14 protein-coding genes and 1 tRNA gene are annotated in these 18232 nt (G+C 65.1%); 10 read left to right on the top strand and 5 right to left on the bottom strand.

What is annotated here, in order from left to right; genetic code table 11:
- The first annotated feature begins 48 nt into the window (after positions 1–48).
- From M9921_02390 to M9921_02375, 4 genes are read left to right on the top strand one after another with little or no spacing between them, the layout of a single operon-like run.
- Positions 49–966: an ABC transporter ATP-binding protein gene (locus M9921_02390; protein MCO5295682.1), complete on the top strand. Its 918-nt coding sequence runs from the start codon at positions 49–51 to the stop codon at positions 964–966.
- A complete protein-coding gene (locus tag M9921_02385; protein ID MCO5295681.1) occupies positions 959–1915 on the top strand; it encodes an ABC transporter permease in 957 nt (318 codons plus the stop codon). Before M9921_02390 ends, M9921_02385 begins: the two co-directional genes overlap by 8 nt.
- Positions 1912–2829, top strand: coding sequence for an ABC transporter ATP-binding protein (locus M9921_02380; GenBank protein MCO5295680.1), 918 nt, complete (start codon positions 1912–1914; stop codon positions 2827–2829). Before M9921_02385 ends, M9921_02380 begins: the two co-directional genes overlap by 4 nt.
- Positions 2829–3596 (top strand): ABC transporter permease, encoded by a 768-nt coding sequence (locus M9921_02375; protein ID MCO5295679.1) that lies wholly within the window; start codon positions 2829–2831, stop codon positions 3594–3596. Before M9921_02380 ends, M9921_02375 begins: the two co-directional genes overlap by 1 nt.
- An 80-nt stretch (positions 3597–3676) precedes the next feature.
- Here the strand turns inward: M9921_02375 and M9921_02370 are convergent, their stop codons facing one another.
- On the bottom strand, positions 3677–5602 hold the full coding sequence (locus M9921_02370) for a methyl-accepting chemotaxis protein (protein MCO5295678.1): 1926 nt from the start codon (positions 5600–5602) through the stop codon (positions 3677–3679).
- Positions 5603–5721: 119 nt separating this feature from the next.
- Between M9921_02370 and M9921_02365 the strand changes: the two genes are divergently transcribed.
- From M9921_02365 to M9921_02350, 4 genes are all read left to right on the top strand, one after another.
- The gene (locus M9921_02365) at positions 5722–6849 is read left to right on the top strand and encodes a sugar phosphate isomerase/epimerase (GenBank protein MCO5295677.1); all 1128 of its coding nucleotides are present in this window, start codon (positions 5722–5724) and stop codon (positions 6847–6849) included.
- 4 nt (positions 6850–6853) lie between these two features.
- Positions 6854–7213 carry a hypothetical protein gene (locus tag M9921_02360; protein MCO5295676.1) on the top strand — a complete coding sequence of 120 codons (360 nt, stop codon included), beginning with the start codon at positions 6854–6856 and terminating at the stop codon, positions 7211–7213.
- Between the two features lie 69 nt (positions 7214–7282).
- A complete protein-coding gene (locus M9921_02355; GenBank protein ID MCO5295675.1) occupies positions 7283–9202 on the top strand; it encodes a GAF domain-containing protein in 1920 nt (639 codons plus the stop codon).
- A gap of 204 nt (positions 9203–9406) precedes the next feature.
- On the top strand, positions 9407–9874 hold the full coding sequence (locus tag M9921_02350) for a hypothetical protein (GenBank protein ID MCO5295674.1): 468 nt from the start codon (positions 9407–9409) through the stop codon (positions 9872–9874).
- A 21-nt stretch (positions 9875–9895) separates the two neighbouring features.
- On the opposite strand, the gene M9921_02345 is transcribed toward M9921_02350, so the two are convergent.
- From M9921_02345 to serS, 4 genes are all read right to left on the bottom strand, one after another.
- Positions 9896–10885, bottom strand: coding sequence for a lytic transglycosylase domain-containing protein (locus M9921_02345; protein MCO5295673.1), 990 nt, complete (start codon positions 10883–10885; stop codon positions 9896–9898).
- Between the two features lie 21 nt (positions 10886–10906).
- Positions 10907–10998: transfer RNA gene (locus M9921_02340), tRNA-Ser, on the bottom strand.
- 51 nt (positions 10999–11049) lie between these two features.
- On the bottom strand, positions 11050–12405 hold the full coding sequence (rpoN, locus tag M9921_02335) for an RNA polymerase factor sigma-54 (protein MCO5295672.1): 1356 nt from the start codon (positions 12403–12405) through the stop codon (positions 11050–11052).
- A gap of 132 nt (positions 12406–12537) precedes the next feature.
- A complete protein-coding gene (gene serS / locus M9921_02330) occupies positions 12538–13812 on the bottom strand; it encodes a serine--tRNA ligase (GenBank protein MCO5295671.1) in 1275 nt (424 codons plus the stop codon).
- Between the two features lie 162 nt (positions 13813–13974).
- Between serS and M9921_02325 the strand changes: the two genes are divergently transcribed.
- Positions 13975–15948: an S-layer homology domain-containing protein gene (locus M9921_02325; GenBank protein MCO5295670.1), complete on the top strand. Its 1974-nt coding sequence runs from the start codon at positions 13975–13977 to the stop codon at positions 15946–15948.
- Between the two features lie 269 nt (positions 15949–16217).
- On the top strand, positions 16218–18107 hold the full coding sequence (locus M9921_02320; GenBank protein ID MCO5295669.1) for an S-layer homology domain-containing protein: 1890 nt from the start codon (positions 16218–16220) through the stop codon (positions 18105–18107).
- The last annotated feature ends 125 nt before the right edge of the window (positions 18108–18232 follow it).

Here is an 18232-nt window from a genome sequence, read left to right as displayed (position 1 = left end):
GTCGGATGGTCCCGGTGGGCTCGACGATGCGTGTAAAGTAGGGCGAGTATGGCCGTCGCCGAAATCCGAGACCTAACCGTCAAGTACGGCGACTTCACTGCTCTCGACCGGTTCTCCGTCGACCTTCCGGAAGGCTGCGTGGGGTTGCTGGGTCCGAACGGCGCGGGCAAGACCACCTTCATTAAGACGCTCCTGGGATTCGTCGCGGCGGCGAACGGGGGAGGGAAGGTGCTCGGCCTCGACTTCCGCACGCAGGGGCGCGAGATTCGGCAGAGGGTCGGGCTGATGCCCGAACAGGATTGCCACATCCCCGGCATGAGCGCGGTCCAGTTTGTGGCCTACGCGGGCGAACTCGCCGGCATGCCCGAGGGGCAGGCGCTTCGGCGCGCCCACGAGGTGCTCGAGTACTGCGGACTCGGCGAGGCGCGGTACCGAAACGTCGAAACCTATTCGACCGGCATGAAGCAGCGGATCAAGCTCGCGCAAGCGCTCGTCCACGGCCCCCAACTGCTCTTGCTCGACGAGCCGACCAACGGGCTCGATCCGGCGGGGCGCGAGGAGATGCTCGAACTGGTGCGCAGCATCTCGCACGGCAAAGGTGTGAACGTGCTGGTGAGTAGCCACGTGCTTCCCGACATCGAGCGGGTCTCGGATCGAGTGATCGTGCTGATGAAAGGCCGCCTGAGCGCCGAGGGGCTGATCAAAGATCTCAAGCGCATCGAGGGCCAGCCCGTCGACGTCGAGCTCAAGGTGCCCAGCGCCGCGTTCGTGAACGCGGTCGTGACACGGGGCGGCAAGTTGGTTCACGCGAAGGGCACCGCGTACCGCGTGCAGGCTTCGGGCACGCACGAGGAGAACACGACGATGTTGTTTGCCGCCGCGAAGGAGGTGGGCGCCCAGATCCGGGGGCTCCACATGGCCGAACGGTCGCTCGAAGAGGCGTTCTTGGAGGCCGTCCATGGCTAGCACCCCATCGCCCATCGCGGATCTCACGTATCGCAACTACGACGGCACGCTCGAGTCGCCGCGCTACCGCTGGTGGGTCATCGCGCGGATGGGGATCAAACAGGCGTTCAAGAAGCGGTCGTTCTGGGTCTTCACGACCTTTTCCGGCGCCTACTACTTCGTGATGATGATCGTGCTGTTCTTCGTGGAGCAGCTCGCCACGAACAGCCCCGCCCGCGGAGGGGTCGATCCCATGCAGTCGTTCTACGACCGCATCGTTTGGAAGGACCAGTTCATGCACGGGATCTCTCTCGGACAGATCTGGTTTCTGGTGCTGGCGCTCCTCCTGGGAGCCGGGGCCATCGCGAACGACAACCGTGCGAACGCCCTGCTGGTCTATCTCAGCAAGCCGTGCGAGAAAGCGGACTACCTTCTGGGCAAGTGGATGGGGATCTTCCTGCCGATGCTGCTTGCGGTTGCCATCCCCACGTTCTTTTTCTACTTCTACGGGGCGTTGAGCTTTCGCGACCGCGGGTTCCTGTCGAGCGATCCTTGGCTGATTCTCAAACTGCTCGCCATCGTGCCGTTGCCGGCGGCGTTCCACGCCAGCGTGGTGTTGGGAGTGAGCTCTCTCTTCAATCAAGGGCGCCTGGCGGGCGCGACCTATGCCGGTCTCTATTTCGTGACCAACTTCTTCACCCAGATGATGGGCGTGACCTGGCGCATGTCTCGCGGCGGGATCTCTCCGGTCGTGAAGAACCTCTACTACGGGAGCGTGGACGGCGTCCAGATCGGATTGACGAAGGCCATCCTTGGCACAGACGGCACCCCGCCGTTCGGCGTCCCGGGCCGGATCGAGTCCGTGCCCGCTCCTTCGCTCGCTGTCTTCATCCCCGTCTTTCTGCTGATCTGCGGGGGCTCGCTCTGGCTGGCGTGGAGCCGCATCCGCGCGGTCGAGGTCGTGGGATGATCATCTTCGAGGGTGCCTCCCGATGGTACGGCCAGGTCATCGGCCTCAACGACGTCACCTGCACCATCCAGCCCGGCGTGACCGCGCTCCTGGGGATGAACGGGGCGGGGAAGACGACGATGATGCGGATGATCACCGGCCAGATCCGAGAGACCACAGGGTCGGTGACGGTGATGGGTCTGCGTCCGTTCGCCAACCCCGACGTGTTCCGCCATCTCGGCTACTGCCCGGACATCGACAACTTCTACGAGCACATGACCGGCCGCGCCTTCGTGCGGCTGCTCGCCCGGATGGCGGGCTTCGACGCGGCGGAGGCCGAGCGCCGGACCGCCGCGGTGCTCGAGCGGGTCGGGATGGCGGACAGGTGCGACCGCCCGATCGCGGGGTACAGCAAGGGGATGCGGCAGCGCATCAAGCTCGCCCAGGCGATGCTGCACGAGCCGGACATCATCTTGCTCGACGAACCGCTCAACGGCCTCGATCCCGTGGGTCGGCGCGAGTTCATCAACCTGTTGGGCGAGCTGGCCGATCAGGGGCGGACGATCCTGGTGAGCAGCCACATTCTCTTCGAGGTCGAGCAGATGACGCGCAGCATCTTGCTGCTGCACCGGGGGCGACTGCTCGCAACGGGCGATCTGCGGGTGATCCGCGAGCTGATCGACAAGCACCCGCACCGCATCCGGATCGACACAGACCAGCCTCGCGAGATCGCGCCGCTTCTTGCGGGCCTTCCGTACGTGCTGAGCGTGCAGTTCGCGCCCTCCGGCCGCTCGCTGGAGGTGCAGACGAGAGAGCCGGACCGGTTCTACGACTTCATCCCGTCGCTGGTGCTCGAACGCGGTCTTCACGTCGAGGGGTTTTCCAGCCCCGACAACAACCTGGAATCCGTGTTCCGCTACCTGGTGACCGACTGATGGGAGTCTTCCTTTACCAAAGCGCGCTCCGTGATTTCCTGCGGCCCAAGCGGCTGGTGGTGTGGCTGCTGGTCGTCGCGGCGGTCTTTGGGATCGCAAAGTTGTGGACGAGCCTGACCACGGGCATGAGCCCGCAGGCGGCGTACAACCAGGTTTCTGCGGTGCTGGTGTACCGCGTGCTGGCGCTGACCGCCGCGATCTTCAGCACAGCGGTGGTGAGCCAGGAGGTGGAGCAGAAGACCATCGTCTACCTGCTGACCCGCCCCATTCCGCGTCAGACGCTGCTGCTGGCTCGGAGTTTGGCCGCCGCGACGGTCGTGGTCGCGATCGGATGGCTGCTGGCGATCGGGGTGAGTTTCGCGGTCTTTGGCGCGCGGATCGGCGACAACGCGATGCTGGTCAAGGACCTGATCGCCCTGGGCGTCGGGGCCCTCGCCTACACATCGCTGTTCGTCCTGTTGACGCTCTGGATCAACCGGGCGATGATCGTGTGCATCTTGTTCGCCTTTGGTTGGGAGACGATGATTCCCAACCTCCAGGGCGATATCTACTACCTGTCGATCTACAAGTATCTGGAGACGATTTCGGAGCGCCCGTCCCTCGAAAGCTCGGGTCCGATCGGCGCGTTGGCGGCCCAACTCTCGACCAACCAGATGACCACCCAGACGGCATGGGTCGCGCTGGTCCTCATGATCGCCGCGTTCACCGCCGTCGCCGGCTGGTGGTTCACGCACTACGAGTACGTTCCGCGCGAAGACGCGGAGTAGGTCTAGTTGGGCCTTGGGCTTTGGGCCTTGGGCCTTCGATGTCGGCTGGTCCCACCAAGGCCCAAGGCCGAAGGCCCAATTTACGCCGCCAGGCGCAGGCCCGGGCTTCCTTCCCTTGGCTGCCGGCGCTCGATCTTGAAATCGGAGAGCAGTTCGCCCAGTTGCTGCGCCGCGAGCTGAAGCTTGAGGCTTCCGGCGGAGAGCTCCTGCAACCTCTCCAACTGCTTCGCGATGCTTTGCCCGACCTCGCTCACGGCCGTCGCGTTGCGTTCGCCGACGGCGACGATCGAGCGCATCGCGCGCTGCGTCTCCGACGTGGCGGCCGACATCTGCTCGGACGCTGCGCTGCTCTGTTCCGCGACGGAGGCGATCTGCTGCATCTCGTCGAAGGCGGACTCCATGAGCTTGCGGATCAGTTGCGCCTCCTGCACGGAGTCCTTGGCTTCGCCGGCGATCGTCTGCACGGATTCGAGAATCTGGCGCACGCTGGCGAACGCCTCGAGGCATTGGCCTGCGCCCGTGTCGACGGATTCGCCCGTGCGCTCGACGACGCGCGCGGCGCGGGTCGTGCGCTCTTGCGCCTGCCCGATGATGTCTTGGATTTCGCTGGTGGCGATCGCGCTTCGTTCGGCGAGCTTGCGCACCTCTTCGGCGACGACGGCGAATCCGCGGCCGTGCTCTCCGGCCCGGGCGGCTTCGATCGCCGCGTTCAAGGCGAGCAGGTTGGTCTGTTCGGCGATGTCCTCGATCGTCCGCACGATGCGCCCGATCGTCTCGGACATTTGGGACAGCGAGCGGACCTCGTCGGCGGCCAGGGTCGTTTCCTCTCGAATCGACGCCATCGCGTCTCGCGCGCCCTGCAGCACCTCGCTCGTGCGGTTGGAGAGCACGGCGGCTTCCGTGGCCGAGTTGTCGACGCGTTGGATCTTCTCCATCAACCGGCTCGACACCGAGGAGACGGACTGGATCTGCTCGAATCCGCGGCCCGCGGACGTGGCTGTCTGTTCCGCGCCGATGGCCACCTCGTGGGCGGCGGAGGCGATCTGCGAGAGGCTCTCGTCGGCCTCGGTCAGCGAGCGGTACTCCTGGGTCACGTTGTCCGCCACGGCGTTGGCGTGTTGGCTCACCTGTTCGGCGACGTCGCTGGACTCGCGCGCGGCCGAGACGAGTTGGTAGGAGAGCTCGGACACCTCATGGGCGACCGACATCGTCCGGTCGACCATCTGGGAAAGCGCTTGGGTGCCTTGGTTGAAACTCTCGGCCATCGCTCCCATTTCGTCGCCCATGCTGGCATCCATTCGGGTACGCAGATCGCCGTCGGCCAGCGAAGCGAGCGCGGCGCGCGCGGTTTTGACCGAGCGGGTCAGCCACCGCGTGATCGCCCATGCCGTGAGGCAGGAGACGATGACGACGAGGATCTGGAACAGCCAACCCAGGAAGATGCTGTGCGTCATCTCCGCGTTGCTCCGCCCCACGAGGTCGGTGCGGTGGCGCGCCAAGAGACCTCCAAAGGCCTCGAACTGTGCATCGAGTTTGTCCAGTTGGGGCAGGTAGCGCGTTTCGAAGACCGATCGCGCCTCCGAGTTCTCGCCGCGGGCCGACAGGGCGAAGATCTCCGTCGCGATGGGTTGGGCCGCGGACCACTGGCTGCGCGTGTCGCTCCACTCGGAGTTGAGGTCTGTCGATCGGTCGAGGTTCTGGATCGACTTCGAGGCGGCGGCGAACTGCCGATCGGTCTGCTCGGCGAGTTTGGTGTAGCTCGTTTGGTAACTCTTCTGGCCGCCGTAGACAAACTGGGTGAGGTCGTTGGTGGTTCGCAGCACGTCGGCCCGGACGCCTTGGCTCGTGAGCGCGGCCGCGTGCACCGTCGCGATCTTGCCGTTCATGGAAGCCGAGTAGGCGTACAGCTCGCCGACCGCGCCCATGAACGCAAAGAAGCCCAGCGTGATCACCACGCCGAAGCCGACCGTCAGTTTCTTGCCGAGACTCCAGTTTTGGAAGCGCATCCCCACACCCTGGCCCTGTTGCCGGGCCCCTGATTACTCTCGGTTCGCCCGCGTTCGTTTTGGAGGGCCCGGCGGCCCTGACCTCACACGCGGTGTAGACTTCCCTCCAAGGAGAGACCATGAAGTTCGACGCGGAGCGGTTGGCCCAGTTGGGCGAGTTCGACGGGTACTTGGAAGGCGACGCGGTGGACGCCTTGTTCGAGCGGTTCGAGATCCGCTTCGCCGCCGGACACTGGTGCGCGGGCGAGTTCTTCGACCGGTTCTGCCCGGTGGGCTACAACAGCGACAACCCGGATTTCGATCCGTCCGTGCCCGCCCAGATTCGGCGGGTGCGAGAGGCTGGCATCGACGGGGTGGAGTTCCACGAATCGTGTTTCATCGACGCGCATCGGCAGCGCGATTCCGCCAAGATCCGCGAGATCTTGGCCGCCCTCGAGGAGCATGGCGTCCAGCCCACCAACATGAATTTCAACACGTGGACCGACCCGAAGTGGAAGTTCGGCGGCGTCACCCACCCGGACGCCGGCGTGCGCTCGGAGTGCCGCGCGCTCGTGCGGCAGGGCATCGAGATCGCCAAGGAGATCGGATGCGTGAGCTGCGGGCTGTGGCCGGGATCCGACGGGTGGGACTACCACTTCGAGGTGGACTATGGGAAACGGCTCTCCTGGTTTATCGACGCGTGCGCCGAGGCCGCCGAACACTGCGACCGGCTCGGGCTGAAATTCGGAACCGAGCCCAAGCAGAAAGAGCCGCGCGAGGGGAACATGGTGTGCAACACCGTGGCCAAAGCGGCTTGCGTGGCCGTCGAAGTGAACCGCACCGTCGGAAAGACGGTGATGGGGGTCGCCATCGACTACGGCCACGAGCAGATGGTGGGCAACACGCCCGCGGATTCGCTGTACATGCTCAAGCGCCTTGGGGTCCCCATCGCGAACTTCCACGTCAACGCGGCGAAGTACAACTCGAACGACGAGGATCGCATCGCGGGCACGGACGACCTGTGGCGCTTCGTCGAGTTTTGCTACGCCGCGCTGGACACGGACTACCAGGGGTGGTTTGGCGAAGACCAGTTCACGTACCGAACCGAGCAGGTCGCGTCCATGGCGCTCTCCCGGGAGTTCTTCGCGAACTGCATGAAGAAAGCGCTCAAGATCTACGCGAAGAAGCCCGATCTCGACCGGGCGATGGACACGGGGGACGCCGTGCAGACCATCAACCTCGTCAAGCGGATCCTCTACAACGGGTGACCCCATGCCACACATCGTTTTGGAAACCTCGGCCGACGTTCTCGAGAACGACCGTATTCCCGACATCCTGGAGGGGCTCGTCGCGGAGCTTTCGGGTTGCGAGTCCGTGGATCCCGCCTCGATCAAGGCGTACCACGGCCTTCGCGGGAACTGGGTGATGGGGGCGGGCGCCCCTCGCGGGTTCGTGCATTGCGAGGTGCGCCTGCTTGCGGGCCGCTCGGCGGAGTTGCGGGCGGAGATCGCGGAGCGGATGCTGGGGCGGCTGCGGAGCCACGTGTCGGAGTCGCTCGAGGCCGGGGAGATCTCGTTGACCGTGGAGGTTCGCGAGATGGACTCCGACGCGTATCGCAAGACCACGAGCTAGGCTCGACGATTTCGCAACCCTCAACCTGCAAATCAGGGTTGAACGTTCCGAAACCTAAAGTGACGCTTTATGGTTGAGCTGAGCATTCGACTCCTGATCGCCGCCGGCGCCATCTTGACGGCAGGGTGGCTCGGTCGCCCCGACTTCGATGTTGCGTGGAAGGTGGGCGCCCTGGTGGCTGTGTATGCCGTGTTGGCGTACCGGATGGACCTTCGCGACCTTCGCAATCCGGGATTGCGCGGCTTCGTGGCCGTGGCCGACGCGTTTGCGATCGCGTTCTTGGCGACGTCTGCCGGCGTGGCCGGCGAGTTTGGATTCCTCGTGCTGGCGCCATGCGCCTACGCAGCCGCGCGGTTTGGCTCCCAGCCGGCGGCGATGGCCCCCTTGGCGGGTGCGGCGCTCCTGTGCGCGGCATCCGCGGTCGGAGAGCCGGGGTCCGTCGGCGTGCGCGTTCTCGCCCAGGCCGGGGCTGTCCTCGGCGTCGGCCTCCTGCTCAACCACCGTCGGATCGTGATGACGGTGACTCGACCCATCGAACCTGTCTCGGAAACCCCCCAACACGCCGCCGAACCTGACGGATACCTCGAGCTGCGCGAGAACTTCCGCAAGCTGCGGGACGCTTATCACGATCTCGAGCGCAAGAGTCGGCGCGATCGTCTCATCGCCCAGCTTCAGGAAGCGAAACTCGGGCGTGGGGAGCGGTTCCTGCCTCGCCTCGCGGCTCGGATTCAAGAGCTCACCGGCGCCCAGAGCGTTGCGTTGTACACCGTCGCCCAGTTCGCCGAGAAGCTCGTGCTGCGCACCGTGACCGGAGACGTTCCGGAGGAGTTGCGCACCCACGCGTTCGAAGTCGACCTCGAACGCGCTCCCGGACAGGTGCGCCACGCCGTGGGCGCCCTCACATCGGCTCTGCTCTCCGAGGCGGACCGCGCGAAGATCGCCCAGGTCGTGCTGACCGAGGGCGGCGCCGTCTCGGGCATGATGGTCGTCTCCCACGATCGCCCGGGTCACCTCGACGAGGCCCGCGAGCGCGCGGAGGAGTTGGCCCCGTACGTTGCGGCGCTGCTTCGGGATCGCGACGAGCGGGAGCAGGCCGATCGCCGCCTGCGCGAAACCGAGATTCTGTACGAAACCGCTGTCGCGTCCGTCGGGGCGGAGACACCGCTGTCGCTTTGCGCGCGGGTCGCCAAGCGCTCGACCGGACTGTTCGAGGCAGACCACTTCGGCGTGTTCCTCCTCGAGGAGGGCGAGGCGATGGCCGCGGCCCACGCCGGGCGGGCCGTCCGCTTGCTCGAGGCGCTGGAGTTCGAATCGGGGTCGGGGGTCGAAGGCTGGCTGGCGTGCGGGGCGCCGGAGTTGGCCATGCACGATCTGGACGCGGACCCGCGATGCCCGCCTCGCGAGGCCCTCAAGCGACGGGTCCACAGTTTCTGTCTGGTTCCCCTGCGTTACGGTTCCGAGCCGTGCGGCTTTGTCACCGTGGCATCGCAAGTCGTCGGCGGCGTCGACGTCCGCGACTTGGAGGTGCTCCATACCGTGGCCGCCGAACTGTCCCTGGCGCTGGGGCGGCTCATCGAGGGGGCGCACCGTCCCGAGGGTCTTGTGACCGTGCCGGAGTTCCAGCACGCGGTCCAGGGTGCGACCGAAGGTGCGTTGGTCCACATCGAGCTCTTGCGCGTGGCCGAACTGGTGGAGCGGTTTGGGGCGCCCGCGGTGGAGCAGGCCGTAGGGGTGTTGATGCGGAAGCTGCGGGACCGTTTGCCCTTGGGGGCGGCGCTTTGCCGTCGGGAGGGCGGCGATCTGGTGGTGTTCCTTCGAGGGATGGACGCCGCATTCGCCCAGAGCTGGGCCAACGAAGCGACGACCTACGCGTCCCTGGTACCTCTGTCGACGCCCGACGGGAGTGAGACGATCCCCCTTGCGGTTCGGGCAAAAGCGGCTGCTCTGACCCGGCAATCCGGCGGGATTCTCGGTGAAACCGCCGCCTAGCTGCCAATCTCTGGCAAATTTGCCTGTTCGCCCAGACAGGTCACTAGGGCTACTCTAGGAGCGGCACTTGCGTGTGTTGACGAGCGTTTTTCGCCGTTCGTTCGCGGCACGCGAAGGCCTCGATTTTTGGGACCGTCGTTGCTGGGTTGGCAATCCGCGTGCCGGAGTCGTTGGTTTGACATGAAGAACGTAGGGAGGGATGCGATGGACCTAGCGAAGCGCCGAGTGGCTGCGGATCCGACCCACCTGGGGCACCTCGAGGAGTTGGCTCGTCTCCAATGGTCGGACGGCGATTGCAGCGGCCTGATCGACACCCTTCGCCGGCTCACCGCCCTCAATCCGTTCGAACCCGGCTACCACTTCCTGCGCGGGGCGGCCCTCCAGTGTCTCGGGATGTTCGGCGACGCCCTCACCGCGTACGACCGGTGCGCCCGATTCACGGATTCGAAGCTCGCCGAGGACGCACGCGCGGCGGCGAGCGAGTTGCGGCGCTGGCCCCGCGAAATCGTCTCGCGGTTGGCCGAGGCGGATCTTGCCTTCCGCCACCGCTACGAGAGGGACCCGGAGGGAACCTGGCGGATGCTCGGCTTCAAGGAGTCGGAAGAGGAGAGCCCCGGTGTTCGGCCGATGGCTCCCGACGCGCAGTTTCGGGCGATCCACCGCCCGAGCTGAGGGAGTTGGGAGCCGGAGTGCCTAGCGGCCGCTGAGGCGTTCGTACAGGGCGATCACCTTTCGGATGTAGTTCTGCGTTTCCCGGTAGGGAGGCACTCCGCCGTGGCGGGCGACCGCGCCCCCGCCCGCATTGTAGGCGGCGAGGGCGAGCACCAGCGACTCGTACGATCCGGCGTTGCCGGTCTGCTTGCCGTACTTGTCCAGATGGCCGCGGATGAGCCGCACGGTTCCATAGAGGTTTTCGATGCTGTCGTACGGGTTCCCGACCCCCATCCCTCTGGCGGTGCCGGGCATGAGTTGGCCCAGTCCCATCGCCCCGGTCCGGCTGGTGGCGCCGGGGTCGAATCCGCTTTCCACCATCAGCATCGCCATGATCAGGCGCGCGTCGACGCCGTACCGAACGCTGAAGCCGATGACGCCCGTGGCGATCTTGACGGCCTCTTCGCGCGTGAGCTTCTGGTTCTGCTTGCGGATGAACGCGACGTAGGGCTCGAGCGCCTCGTGCGGGGAGAGGTTCCACTCGCGGGCCGGCGGGGTTGTGCCCCGGGACGGAAGTCTGGTGTTTCTCTTGGCCGCGGCGGCTTTGGCTGCGGCGGCCTTCGCCTCGGCGCGGGCCTGGGCGTCTTCGAAATCGCGCACCACGCGCTCCGGTGCGGCGGCGATCAGGGTCGAGTCGGGCTCCAGCATCTCGGATTCGCGGCTGGCCCGGATCAACAGCCGCGCGTGCACTTCGTTGCCTTGGAGCCACTCGGGAACGGCCTTCGTGGAGACGAACAGCGGTTTGCCGCCCGTGCCCTCCAGGAGCAGCAGCGAGTTGCCGTTGCTGCTCATGGTGCCTTTCACGATTCCCTGAACTTCGAGGACGCGCACGCCCACGAGGGTTTCGAGCGCCTCGACGCCCACCGCTTGGGTGATGCCGAGGCCTTTGCGCGCCCGCAGGTACTCGTCCGTGTTCTGCGCGAACCCGAAGGTCGCGGCGAGGACGGCGATCAAGGCGGCGGTGAGTCGCATGGCACGCTCGGTGGAGTTGTCTGGCGGAGAGATCGGGATTCGAACCCGAGAGGCGACTTTCGTCACCTACCCACTTAGCAGGCGGGCGCTTTCGACCACTCAGCCATCTCTCCGCGCTCCCCAGTATAACATCTCGGGTTGCGAGTCCGGTGTGCGCAGGGGTGTCAAGCGCTTCGGCGTTTGCGGGAAGAGAGGAGCTTGCCGCGGTCGCGGTACTTGTTCACCGTCCGTCGGGCTACCGAAACGCCCTTCTTCTTGAGAATCTCCGCGATCTCTTCGTCGGAGAGCGGGTTGTTCGGATTCTCCGTGGCGAGGATCTCGGCGATCATCTTCTGGACGCGGAGCGCGGGTTTGAAGAACACCTCGAAGCCGAGCAGCTCGCCGTTGGCGATCTGGACGAATTTGCCCATGGTCGCGCGGCTCACGGTGCTCTCGTGCACGCCGAGGTCTTTGGCCATCTTCGAGCGGGTGAGCGGTTTGAGGAACTCGTAGCGACCCGTGGAAACGAAGCCGTTCTGGTGCCGGACGAGGTACTCCCCGATCGCCTTCATGGTCTTGCGCCGTTGCTTGATGCTCTCGATGAACCGGCTCGCGCGGTTCACGTACTCGTTGACGTGCCGTGTCTCGCCCTTGGGCGGTCGCTTCATGGCCTCGAGCTGCCTTTGGCGGGCCTGGTACGTGCGGTCCACGCCAAGGATCGCGGGATCGGCTCCGCGCACGTGAACTTCCCAGCCCGCTTCCGAGTGGACCAGGACGAGGTCGGGGACCACCCCCACGGGGCGAGCCTGGTTTTGGTGCGTCGTCTTCACCCGGAAGAGCTCCCCGGGATACGGGGTGAGGGCAAGGATCTCGTCGAACGCCGCTTCGACCAGTTCCGTGACGATGCGGTAGCGGCGGGCGATTCGGGACGTGCGCCGAGCGATGAAATCGTCCATATGCGTCTTGAGGATCGCGCGGGCGAGTTTGCGCTCCATGGTGTCGGCGTCGCGCAGTTGGAGCAGCAGGCACTCCTTCACGTCCGCGGCTCCGACGCCGCTCGGCTCGCACTCCTTGAGGGCGGCGACGACCGTTTCGGCGTCCGCCAGCGAGCAGTTGTTCTCAAGGGCGATCTCCTCGACCGGAGAGTCGAGGTAGCCCCCTTCGTTCACGCACTCGATCGCATACTCTCCCACCTCGCGCAGCTCTTCGGGAAGCATGGGCAGAAGTTGGGCGCGCAGGTGGTCCCAGAGCGTCGTGGTGCTGGCGGCGAAGTCGATCCAATCGACGCGGTCGCCCTCGTCTCTGGGGATGCTGCGCAGGAACTCGAAATCCTCGCTGGACGGGCCGAGCTCTTGCGGGGCCACGGTGCGGAGGATGATCTCTTCGCTCAGGGGCTCGCTGTCGTCGTGCAGGCGCTCCAGGGCCGGATTGTCCGCCAGTTCGGCCTCGATCGCCTGATCCAGCTCCTGGATCGTGTACTGCATGATCTGGCTGTTGAGCACGACCTTGGGATCGACGCGAAGCCCGGTCGTGGTTTGCACGCGTTGAGACGCTCGAATGCCTTGACCCACTTGTTCCTCCGAAGCCGACCCAGACGGTCCAGCCTCGAGAAAATCATCGGCGCAAGGGGGGGCGCCCAACCCGCTCGAACTACCGGGGTCCTGGAGAACCTGTTAGGAACGCGTGATCCGGTCGGTGCCCACATAGGGCCGCAGGGGTTCGGGAACGAGCACCGAGCCATCGGGCTGAAGGAACGTCTCGAGGATCGCCGCGAACAGGCGCGGACAGGCGAGGCCGCTCCCGTTGAGGGTGTGGACGAACTCCGGCTTCTCCCCCTGCGCCCGCCGGAAGCGGATGTTGGCCCGCCGCGCCTGGAACGCTTCGAAGTCGCTGCAACTGGAGATCTCCAGGAACTTGCCGACGCCGGGCGCCCAAAGCTCGAGGTCGTACTGCTTGGCGTTGGAGAATCCCAGCTCGGCGGTGCACATCTCGGCGACCCGGTAGTGCAGGCCGAGGGCTTGGAGGATCTGTTCGGCGTCCTGCACGAGCGCCTCCAGCTCGGATTTGCTCTCCTCGGGCTTGGTGAACTTCACCAGCTCCACCTTGTCGAACTGGTGGACGCGCAGCAACCCGCGGGTGTCCTTTCCGGCAGCGCCGGCCTCCTTGCGGAAACAGGCGCTGTAGGCGGCGAGTTTGATGGTGAGGTCGTCTCCGTCAAGGATCTCGTCGCGGTAGAGATTCGTGACCGGCACCTCGGCGGTGGGAACGAGGTACAGTCCGTCGCCCGCCTTGTACAGGTCCTCCTCGAACTTGGGCAGTTGGCCGGTGCCGAGGAGACTCTGGTCGTTGACGAGATACGGAGGGAAGATCTCGCGGTACCCGTTGCGCAGGGTCTGGTGATCGATCATGTACTGGATCAACGCGCGCTGGAGCCGCGCGCCCCAGCCCGTGTAGACGATGAATCCGCTGCCGGAGATCTTGGCGCCCCGTGCGAGGTCGAGCAGCCCGAGATCTTCGGCGATCTCCCAATGCGGCTTCGGGACGTCGGGTTGCGCGGGCTCGCCCCACGTGCGCACGACGACGTTTTGCTCCTCGCCGTCTCCGTGCGGGACGCCGGGGTCCGGGATGTTGGGGATGCGCAGTTCGAGGGCGGCCATCTCCTCTTCGAGCGCGCGCTGGCGCTGCTCGCCGGCACGCACCTTCTCTTTGAGGGCGCCGGTTTGGGCTTTTGCCTGCTCGGCCTCTTCGCCTTTGCCCTGGGCCATCAGCGCGCCGATCGACTTGCTGAGCTGGTTCATCTCGGCTTGGTCGCCCTGAAGCTCGGCCAGCAAGGCGCGCCAAGACTCGTCCACCTTGAGGAAGGCGTCGATGGGAGCGTCCACCTTCTTGAGGCGGGCCCCTTCGCGGGCACGGTCGGGATGGGTGCGCAGCAGATTGCGGTCGAGCATCAACCTCGTTTTACCTTGGGTGGGGCTCCACATCTGCTCGTGGGAGCCGACCATTTGATTGGGTGGCGTCAAACGGACCCGAACGTGGATTCGCGCCATAATGGGGGTGTTCTCCCAGGGTCCGCGAAACCGTCGTACCCATCCGGGGGCAGATTGCCACGCATGAATCGGACGTTGAGAGTTGCCTTGGGTCTCGTGTTGGGAGCCGCGCTGGCCGTGCCGGGGTGGGCGCAGTCCGACGCGTTCCCCGACACGCCCAAGAACCACTGGGCGTACGAGGCGCTGGCTGCGATGAAGGCGAACGGGCTCCTCGTCGGCTATCCCGACGGGCTATGGGGGGGCGACCGTCCGACGAGCCGCTACGAGATGGCGGTGGCGGTCCACGCGGCGTACAAGCGCCTGAAAGAGATGATGGACCGCGTCGACGGCCAGATCAACGACATCAAGATGCTGACCGATCGCGACACCTCCTTCGGTGGCGATCAAGTCACGTTGGTCAGCCCGAAGCGCGCCTTGGAGGATTTGCGCGCCCAGGTCGCCAAGATGGGAGCCTGGGGGGACGACGTCGCCCGGCTTCACAAGCTCGCGCAGACTTTTGAAAAGGAGCTTGCGTCTCTGGGCGTGGACGTGGCGGCGATGCAGCAGGGGCTGGGATCGCTGGACAAGCGGGTGGGGGACCTCGAGAAGCAGTCCCTGCCGGTGAACATCGGGGGCGACCTCACCTTTGCGGCTTACGGCGGCTACAGCCAAGACGGGCTTTACGGACTGACGGTGGACAGTAGGCCCGTTGGAATCGGGCACGGCTCGTACAACGGGTTGCCCAGCGGCGCGACGCGCGACCTCTCCGTATTCCACGAGGCCGCGCTCACCCTTTCCAGTCGGGACGACAGCCCCACCCAGTGGCGAACGACGTTCGTGACCGGCAACGCGCTCGAGGGGTTTGGAGACCAGGCGTGGGTCGTGCCGGGGGCTCCGCTCAACTACGCCCCCGAAAACGAGTTCTATCTGAGCGAGGCTTGGCTCAAGTTCGACACGAGCCTGATGGGCCGCGATCTGAGCGCTTCGGTCGGGCGGGTCAACTATCGCGTGGGCCCTTATCTATTCCAGCGCGTGGACAACACGCCCTACTTCTCCAACGAGCGGTGGGACAACCGCGCGTGGACCCTCGACGGCGCGATCGTCGGGTTGGAGTTCGGCGGCGCCCGGCTCGATGTGTTCGGCGGGAGGACCAGCACGGGCATCTCGGGCGATGGCACCGTGCTCCAACCCATGTTCGCAGGGAACTTCACCGGCCCCGGCTACGCGCCGGGCGGGCCGAGGCCGCGCGGGATGAACTCCGGGCTCGACGTGCTGGTCGACCGCTCTCTTGGCGCCAATCTCGTCGTCCCGATCGCCTCCCTGGGAACGTTGAATCTTGCGTACCTGTGGTTGGACGGCGACACGGTCTCCACGGCATCCGCCGGCTTGGTCAACGGCGTGAACGTGTACGGCGGCGATCTGAATCTGAGGCTCGGCGAGGTCCGTCTGGAGGGTGGCTACTCCCAGTCCGACGTGCGCTACAACGAGACGCCCGTGGTCAACGAAGACAACCGCGCGTGGTACGTGAATGCCGGGCTGTCGGGTTCGCGCTGGGGTGTGAAGGGCTTCTACAAGGCGATCGATCCCTTGTTCGCCGCGCCGGGGGATTGGGGCCGCATCGGGGATTGGTGGAACCCTACGGACATCCGCGGCTACGGCGTGAACGCCCATTTCGACTTTTCCGACCGGGTGAGCATCTTGGGCTCGGCCGAGAGATACCAGGGAGCAGGCACGGCCAGGTCGGCGCTCACTTCGGACGACGAGCTGCATCGGTACCTGCTCGGCGTCGGGTACCAGCTCAACCGCAACTGGCAGTTCGGTCTGGGGTACGAGCACGTCGAGTGGTCGCTCGGCAACGTGGGCGGTGCCGGCAAGCCGACCGAGCGGTGGTGGAACATCGGTTTCGGCTACGCGATGGACAGCCGGACGACCGTGAACATCTTGTGGCAGATCTCCGACTTCGACGGCAAAGGCGCCGCGGGTTTCCAGCCCTTCGGAACCACGGGGGATCGGGCCAAGGGCGGGCTGATCACGACCCAGTTGAGCGTCAAGTTCTAGGATTCGACTGAGGAGATTCAGGTTCGAATCCACCCTTTTTACAACTCTTTTTCCCGGAGGGGTTGTGTTTTGCCTCCGGGGCGTCTATACTACACCTGAACCTGTAGTACTTACGGGTTCACGTTGCAGGATGCACGCTATCTGAGCTACGGCCGCGGAGCTTGGACTCATAGGAAACTCAAGGAAAGTTATGAGGACGGTTGCGGCGACCCGGAGTCCGGGGTGTGTCTCCTGCAGAGAAAAACTAATGCAAGGAGCATCAAACGGACATGAAGCGAACCCTTAAAATCGCTCTCAGCGTCGTCTTGGGCGCCGCGATGGTTGTACCAGCGCTGGCCCAGTCGGACGCTTTTCCCGACACTCCCGAAAATCACTGGGCGTACGACGCCCTGAAGGAGATGAAGAACAACGGCCTTCTCGTAGGCTATCCGGACGGACTGTTCCGCGGTCCTCGCCCGGCGAGCCGATACGAGCTGGCGGTTGCGATTCACGCCACGTACAAGCACCTGAAGAACATTACGGACGGTCTGGACAGCCGGATCTCCGATCTGAAGCGGATCGTCGACAACCTTCCTAAGGCTGGTGGCGGCGGCCCGAGCCAAGCCGATGTCGACAACCTCAAGCGGGGCCTCAGCGACCTTCAGGGCCAGCTGGGCAACATGAAGGCTTGGGGCGATGACATTGCCAATCTGAAGAAGCTGGCGAGCACGTTCGAGAAGGAGCTCAGCTCCATGGGCGTGGACGTCGAAGCGCTGAAGAAGGGCATGAGCGACCTCGCGGATCGCGTGGGCGCCCTTGAGAAGAAGAAGCTTCCGGTCGACATTCATGGCGACCTCGGCTTCGCGGTCTTCATGGGCTACAGCGACGACGAGTTCGGCGTGACCCGCGACGGTCGCCCGACCGGTTACGGTCGAGACGACTACAGCGGTCAGCCCGTCGGCGCGACGCGCGACACCTCGGTGATTCACGAGGCTGCGGTCACCCTTTCGGGGACGAACGACGAAGGACCCAAGTGGGGCTTCACGGTCGTCAACGGCAACGCGTTGGACTTCTTCAACGGGCAGAACTACCTCAACAGTGGCAACCCGTTCGATGACAACGTGGATTCCGAGTTCTACATCCAGAACGCATGGATCAAGTTCGACGACAGCCTTGTCGGTCAGAACTTCAGCGCGACGGTGGGCCGGCTCGGCATCAAGGTGAGCCCGTACATCTTCCAGAAGCAGGATACGACTCCCGACTACGACAACCCCCGGTTCGACGATGGCAAGTTCATGGTTGACGGCGGTTCGCTCGACTTCCACTTCGGTGGAGCCAAGCTCAACGTGTTCGGCGGTCGCATCAACTCGCAGACGGGTACGGACTTTGACAGCATCCAGACGATCATGGCGGGTGGCCACTCGTGGCTCGAGCCGCATCGCGTGCTCGGCACCACGTTCAGCACTCCGCTGACGCAGAACGGCAGCATCAATCTGTCGTACCTGTGGCTGGATTCGGACGAGGTCATCGGTTCCTCGCCTGGCGTCAACCGCGTCAACGTGTTTGGCGGCGATGCGAACTTCAAGTTCGGCAAGATCATGGTCAACGGTGGCTTCGCCCAGTCGGACGAGCGCTACAACACGACTTCGGTCTTCACGGACAACAACACGGCGTGGTATGCCAAGGCTGCCTACAATGCCGAGAAGTGGGGCGTCAAGGGCTGGTACCGGAACATCGAAGAGTACTTCGCTGCTCCCGGCGACTGGGGCCGAATCGCCTGGTTCTACAACCCGACCAACATCAAGGGTTGGGGCGCTGCCGCGCACTTCGACCTGAACGAGAACGTTCGCCTGTGGGCGTCCGGCGAGATGTACGAGCCTGAGAACGGTTCGGGCAACGACGTCGACATCTACAAGGCGGGTCTGGGCTACAAGCTCAACAGCAACTCGAAGGTCGGCGTGAGCTGGGAGAACGTCCGGTTCGACAACTCTGGTTCCGGCGGCGACCCCGAGGTCACCTGGTGGAACTTCGGGTTCGACCACATGCTGGGCGGCAACTCGACGTTCAGCATCAACTGGCAGATCAGCGACTTCGACGGCAAGGGTGTGATGACCACTCCGTTCGGAGCCGGCACCGCCAAGGGCGGCCTGATCACGACCCAGATCGGCGTCCGGTTCTAAACCCGATCGCCTCTCTCGGTTGCGGGCCCCGGCTTTCGAGCCGGGGCCCGTTCTTTTTGGCAAGCACCTGTCCCTCGCAACAAGGGGGCCGCCTCAATCGTCCAACTGGAAGGAGAACTCCCAAA

It is taken from the genome of Fimbriimonadaceae bacterium (assembly GCA_023957775.1).
GTDB lineage: Bacteria > Armatimonadota > Fimbriimonadia > Fimbriimonadales > Fimbriimonadaceae > JAMLGR01.
The sequence above is the reverse complement of the archived record's forward strand: the minus strand, read 5'-3'. Positions and strand labels throughout refer to the sequence as shown.

Excerpts from the sequence above, each read along its gene's own strand:
- M9921_02390 (MCO5295682.1), top strand. The coding sequence starts at position 49 with ATGGCCGTCGCCGAAATCCGAGACCTAACCGTCAAGTACGGCGACTTC.
- M9921_02385 (MCO5295681.1), top strand. The coding sequence starts at position 959 with ATGGCTAGCACCCCATCGCCCATCGCGGATCTCACGTATCGCAACTAC.
- M9921_02380 (MCO5295680.1), top strand. The coding sequence starts at position 1,912 with ATGATCATCTTCGAGGGTGCCTCCCGATGGTACGGCCAGGTCATCGGC.
- M9921_02375 (MCO5295679.1), top strand. The coding sequence starts at position 2,829 with ATGGGAGTCTTCCTTTACCAAAGCGCGCTCCGTGATTTCCTGCGGCCC.
- M9921_02370 (MCO5295678.1), bottom strand. The coding sequence starts at position 5,602 with ATGCGCTTCCAAAACTGGAGTCTCGGCAAGAAACTGACGGTCGGCTTC.
- M9921_02365 (MCO5295677.1), top strand. The coding sequence starts at position 5,722 with ATGAAGTTCGACGCGGAGCGGTTGGCCCAGTTGGGCGAGTTCGACGGG.
- M9921_02360 (MCO5295676.1), top strand. The coding sequence starts at position 6,854 with ATGCCACACATCGTTTTGGAAACCTCGGCCGACGTTCTCGAGAACGAC.
- M9921_02355 (MCO5295675.1), top strand. The coding sequence starts at position 7,283 with ATGGTTGAGCTGAGCATTCGACTCCTGATCGCCGCCGGCGCCATCTTG.
- M9921_02350 (MCO5295674.1), top strand. The coding sequence starts at position 9,407 with ATGGACCTAGCGAAGCGCCGAGTGGCTGCGGATCCGACCCACCTGGGG.
- M9921_02345 (MCO5295673.1), bottom strand. The coding sequence starts at position 10,885 with ATGCGACTCACCGCCGCCTTGATCGCCGTCCTCGCCGCGACCTTCGGG.
- serS (MCO5295671.1), bottom strand. The coding sequence starts at position 13,812 with ATGCTCGACCGCAATCTGCTGCGCACCCATCCCGACCGTGCCCGCGAA.
- M9921_02325 (MCO5295670.1), top strand. The coding sequence starts at position 13,975 with ATGAATCGGACGTTGAGAGTTGCCTTGGGTCTCGTGTTGGGAGCCGCG.
- M9921_02320 (MCO5295669.1), top strand. The coding sequence starts at position 16,218 with ATGAAGCGAACCCTTAAAATCGCTCTCAGCGTCGTCTTGGGCGCCGCG.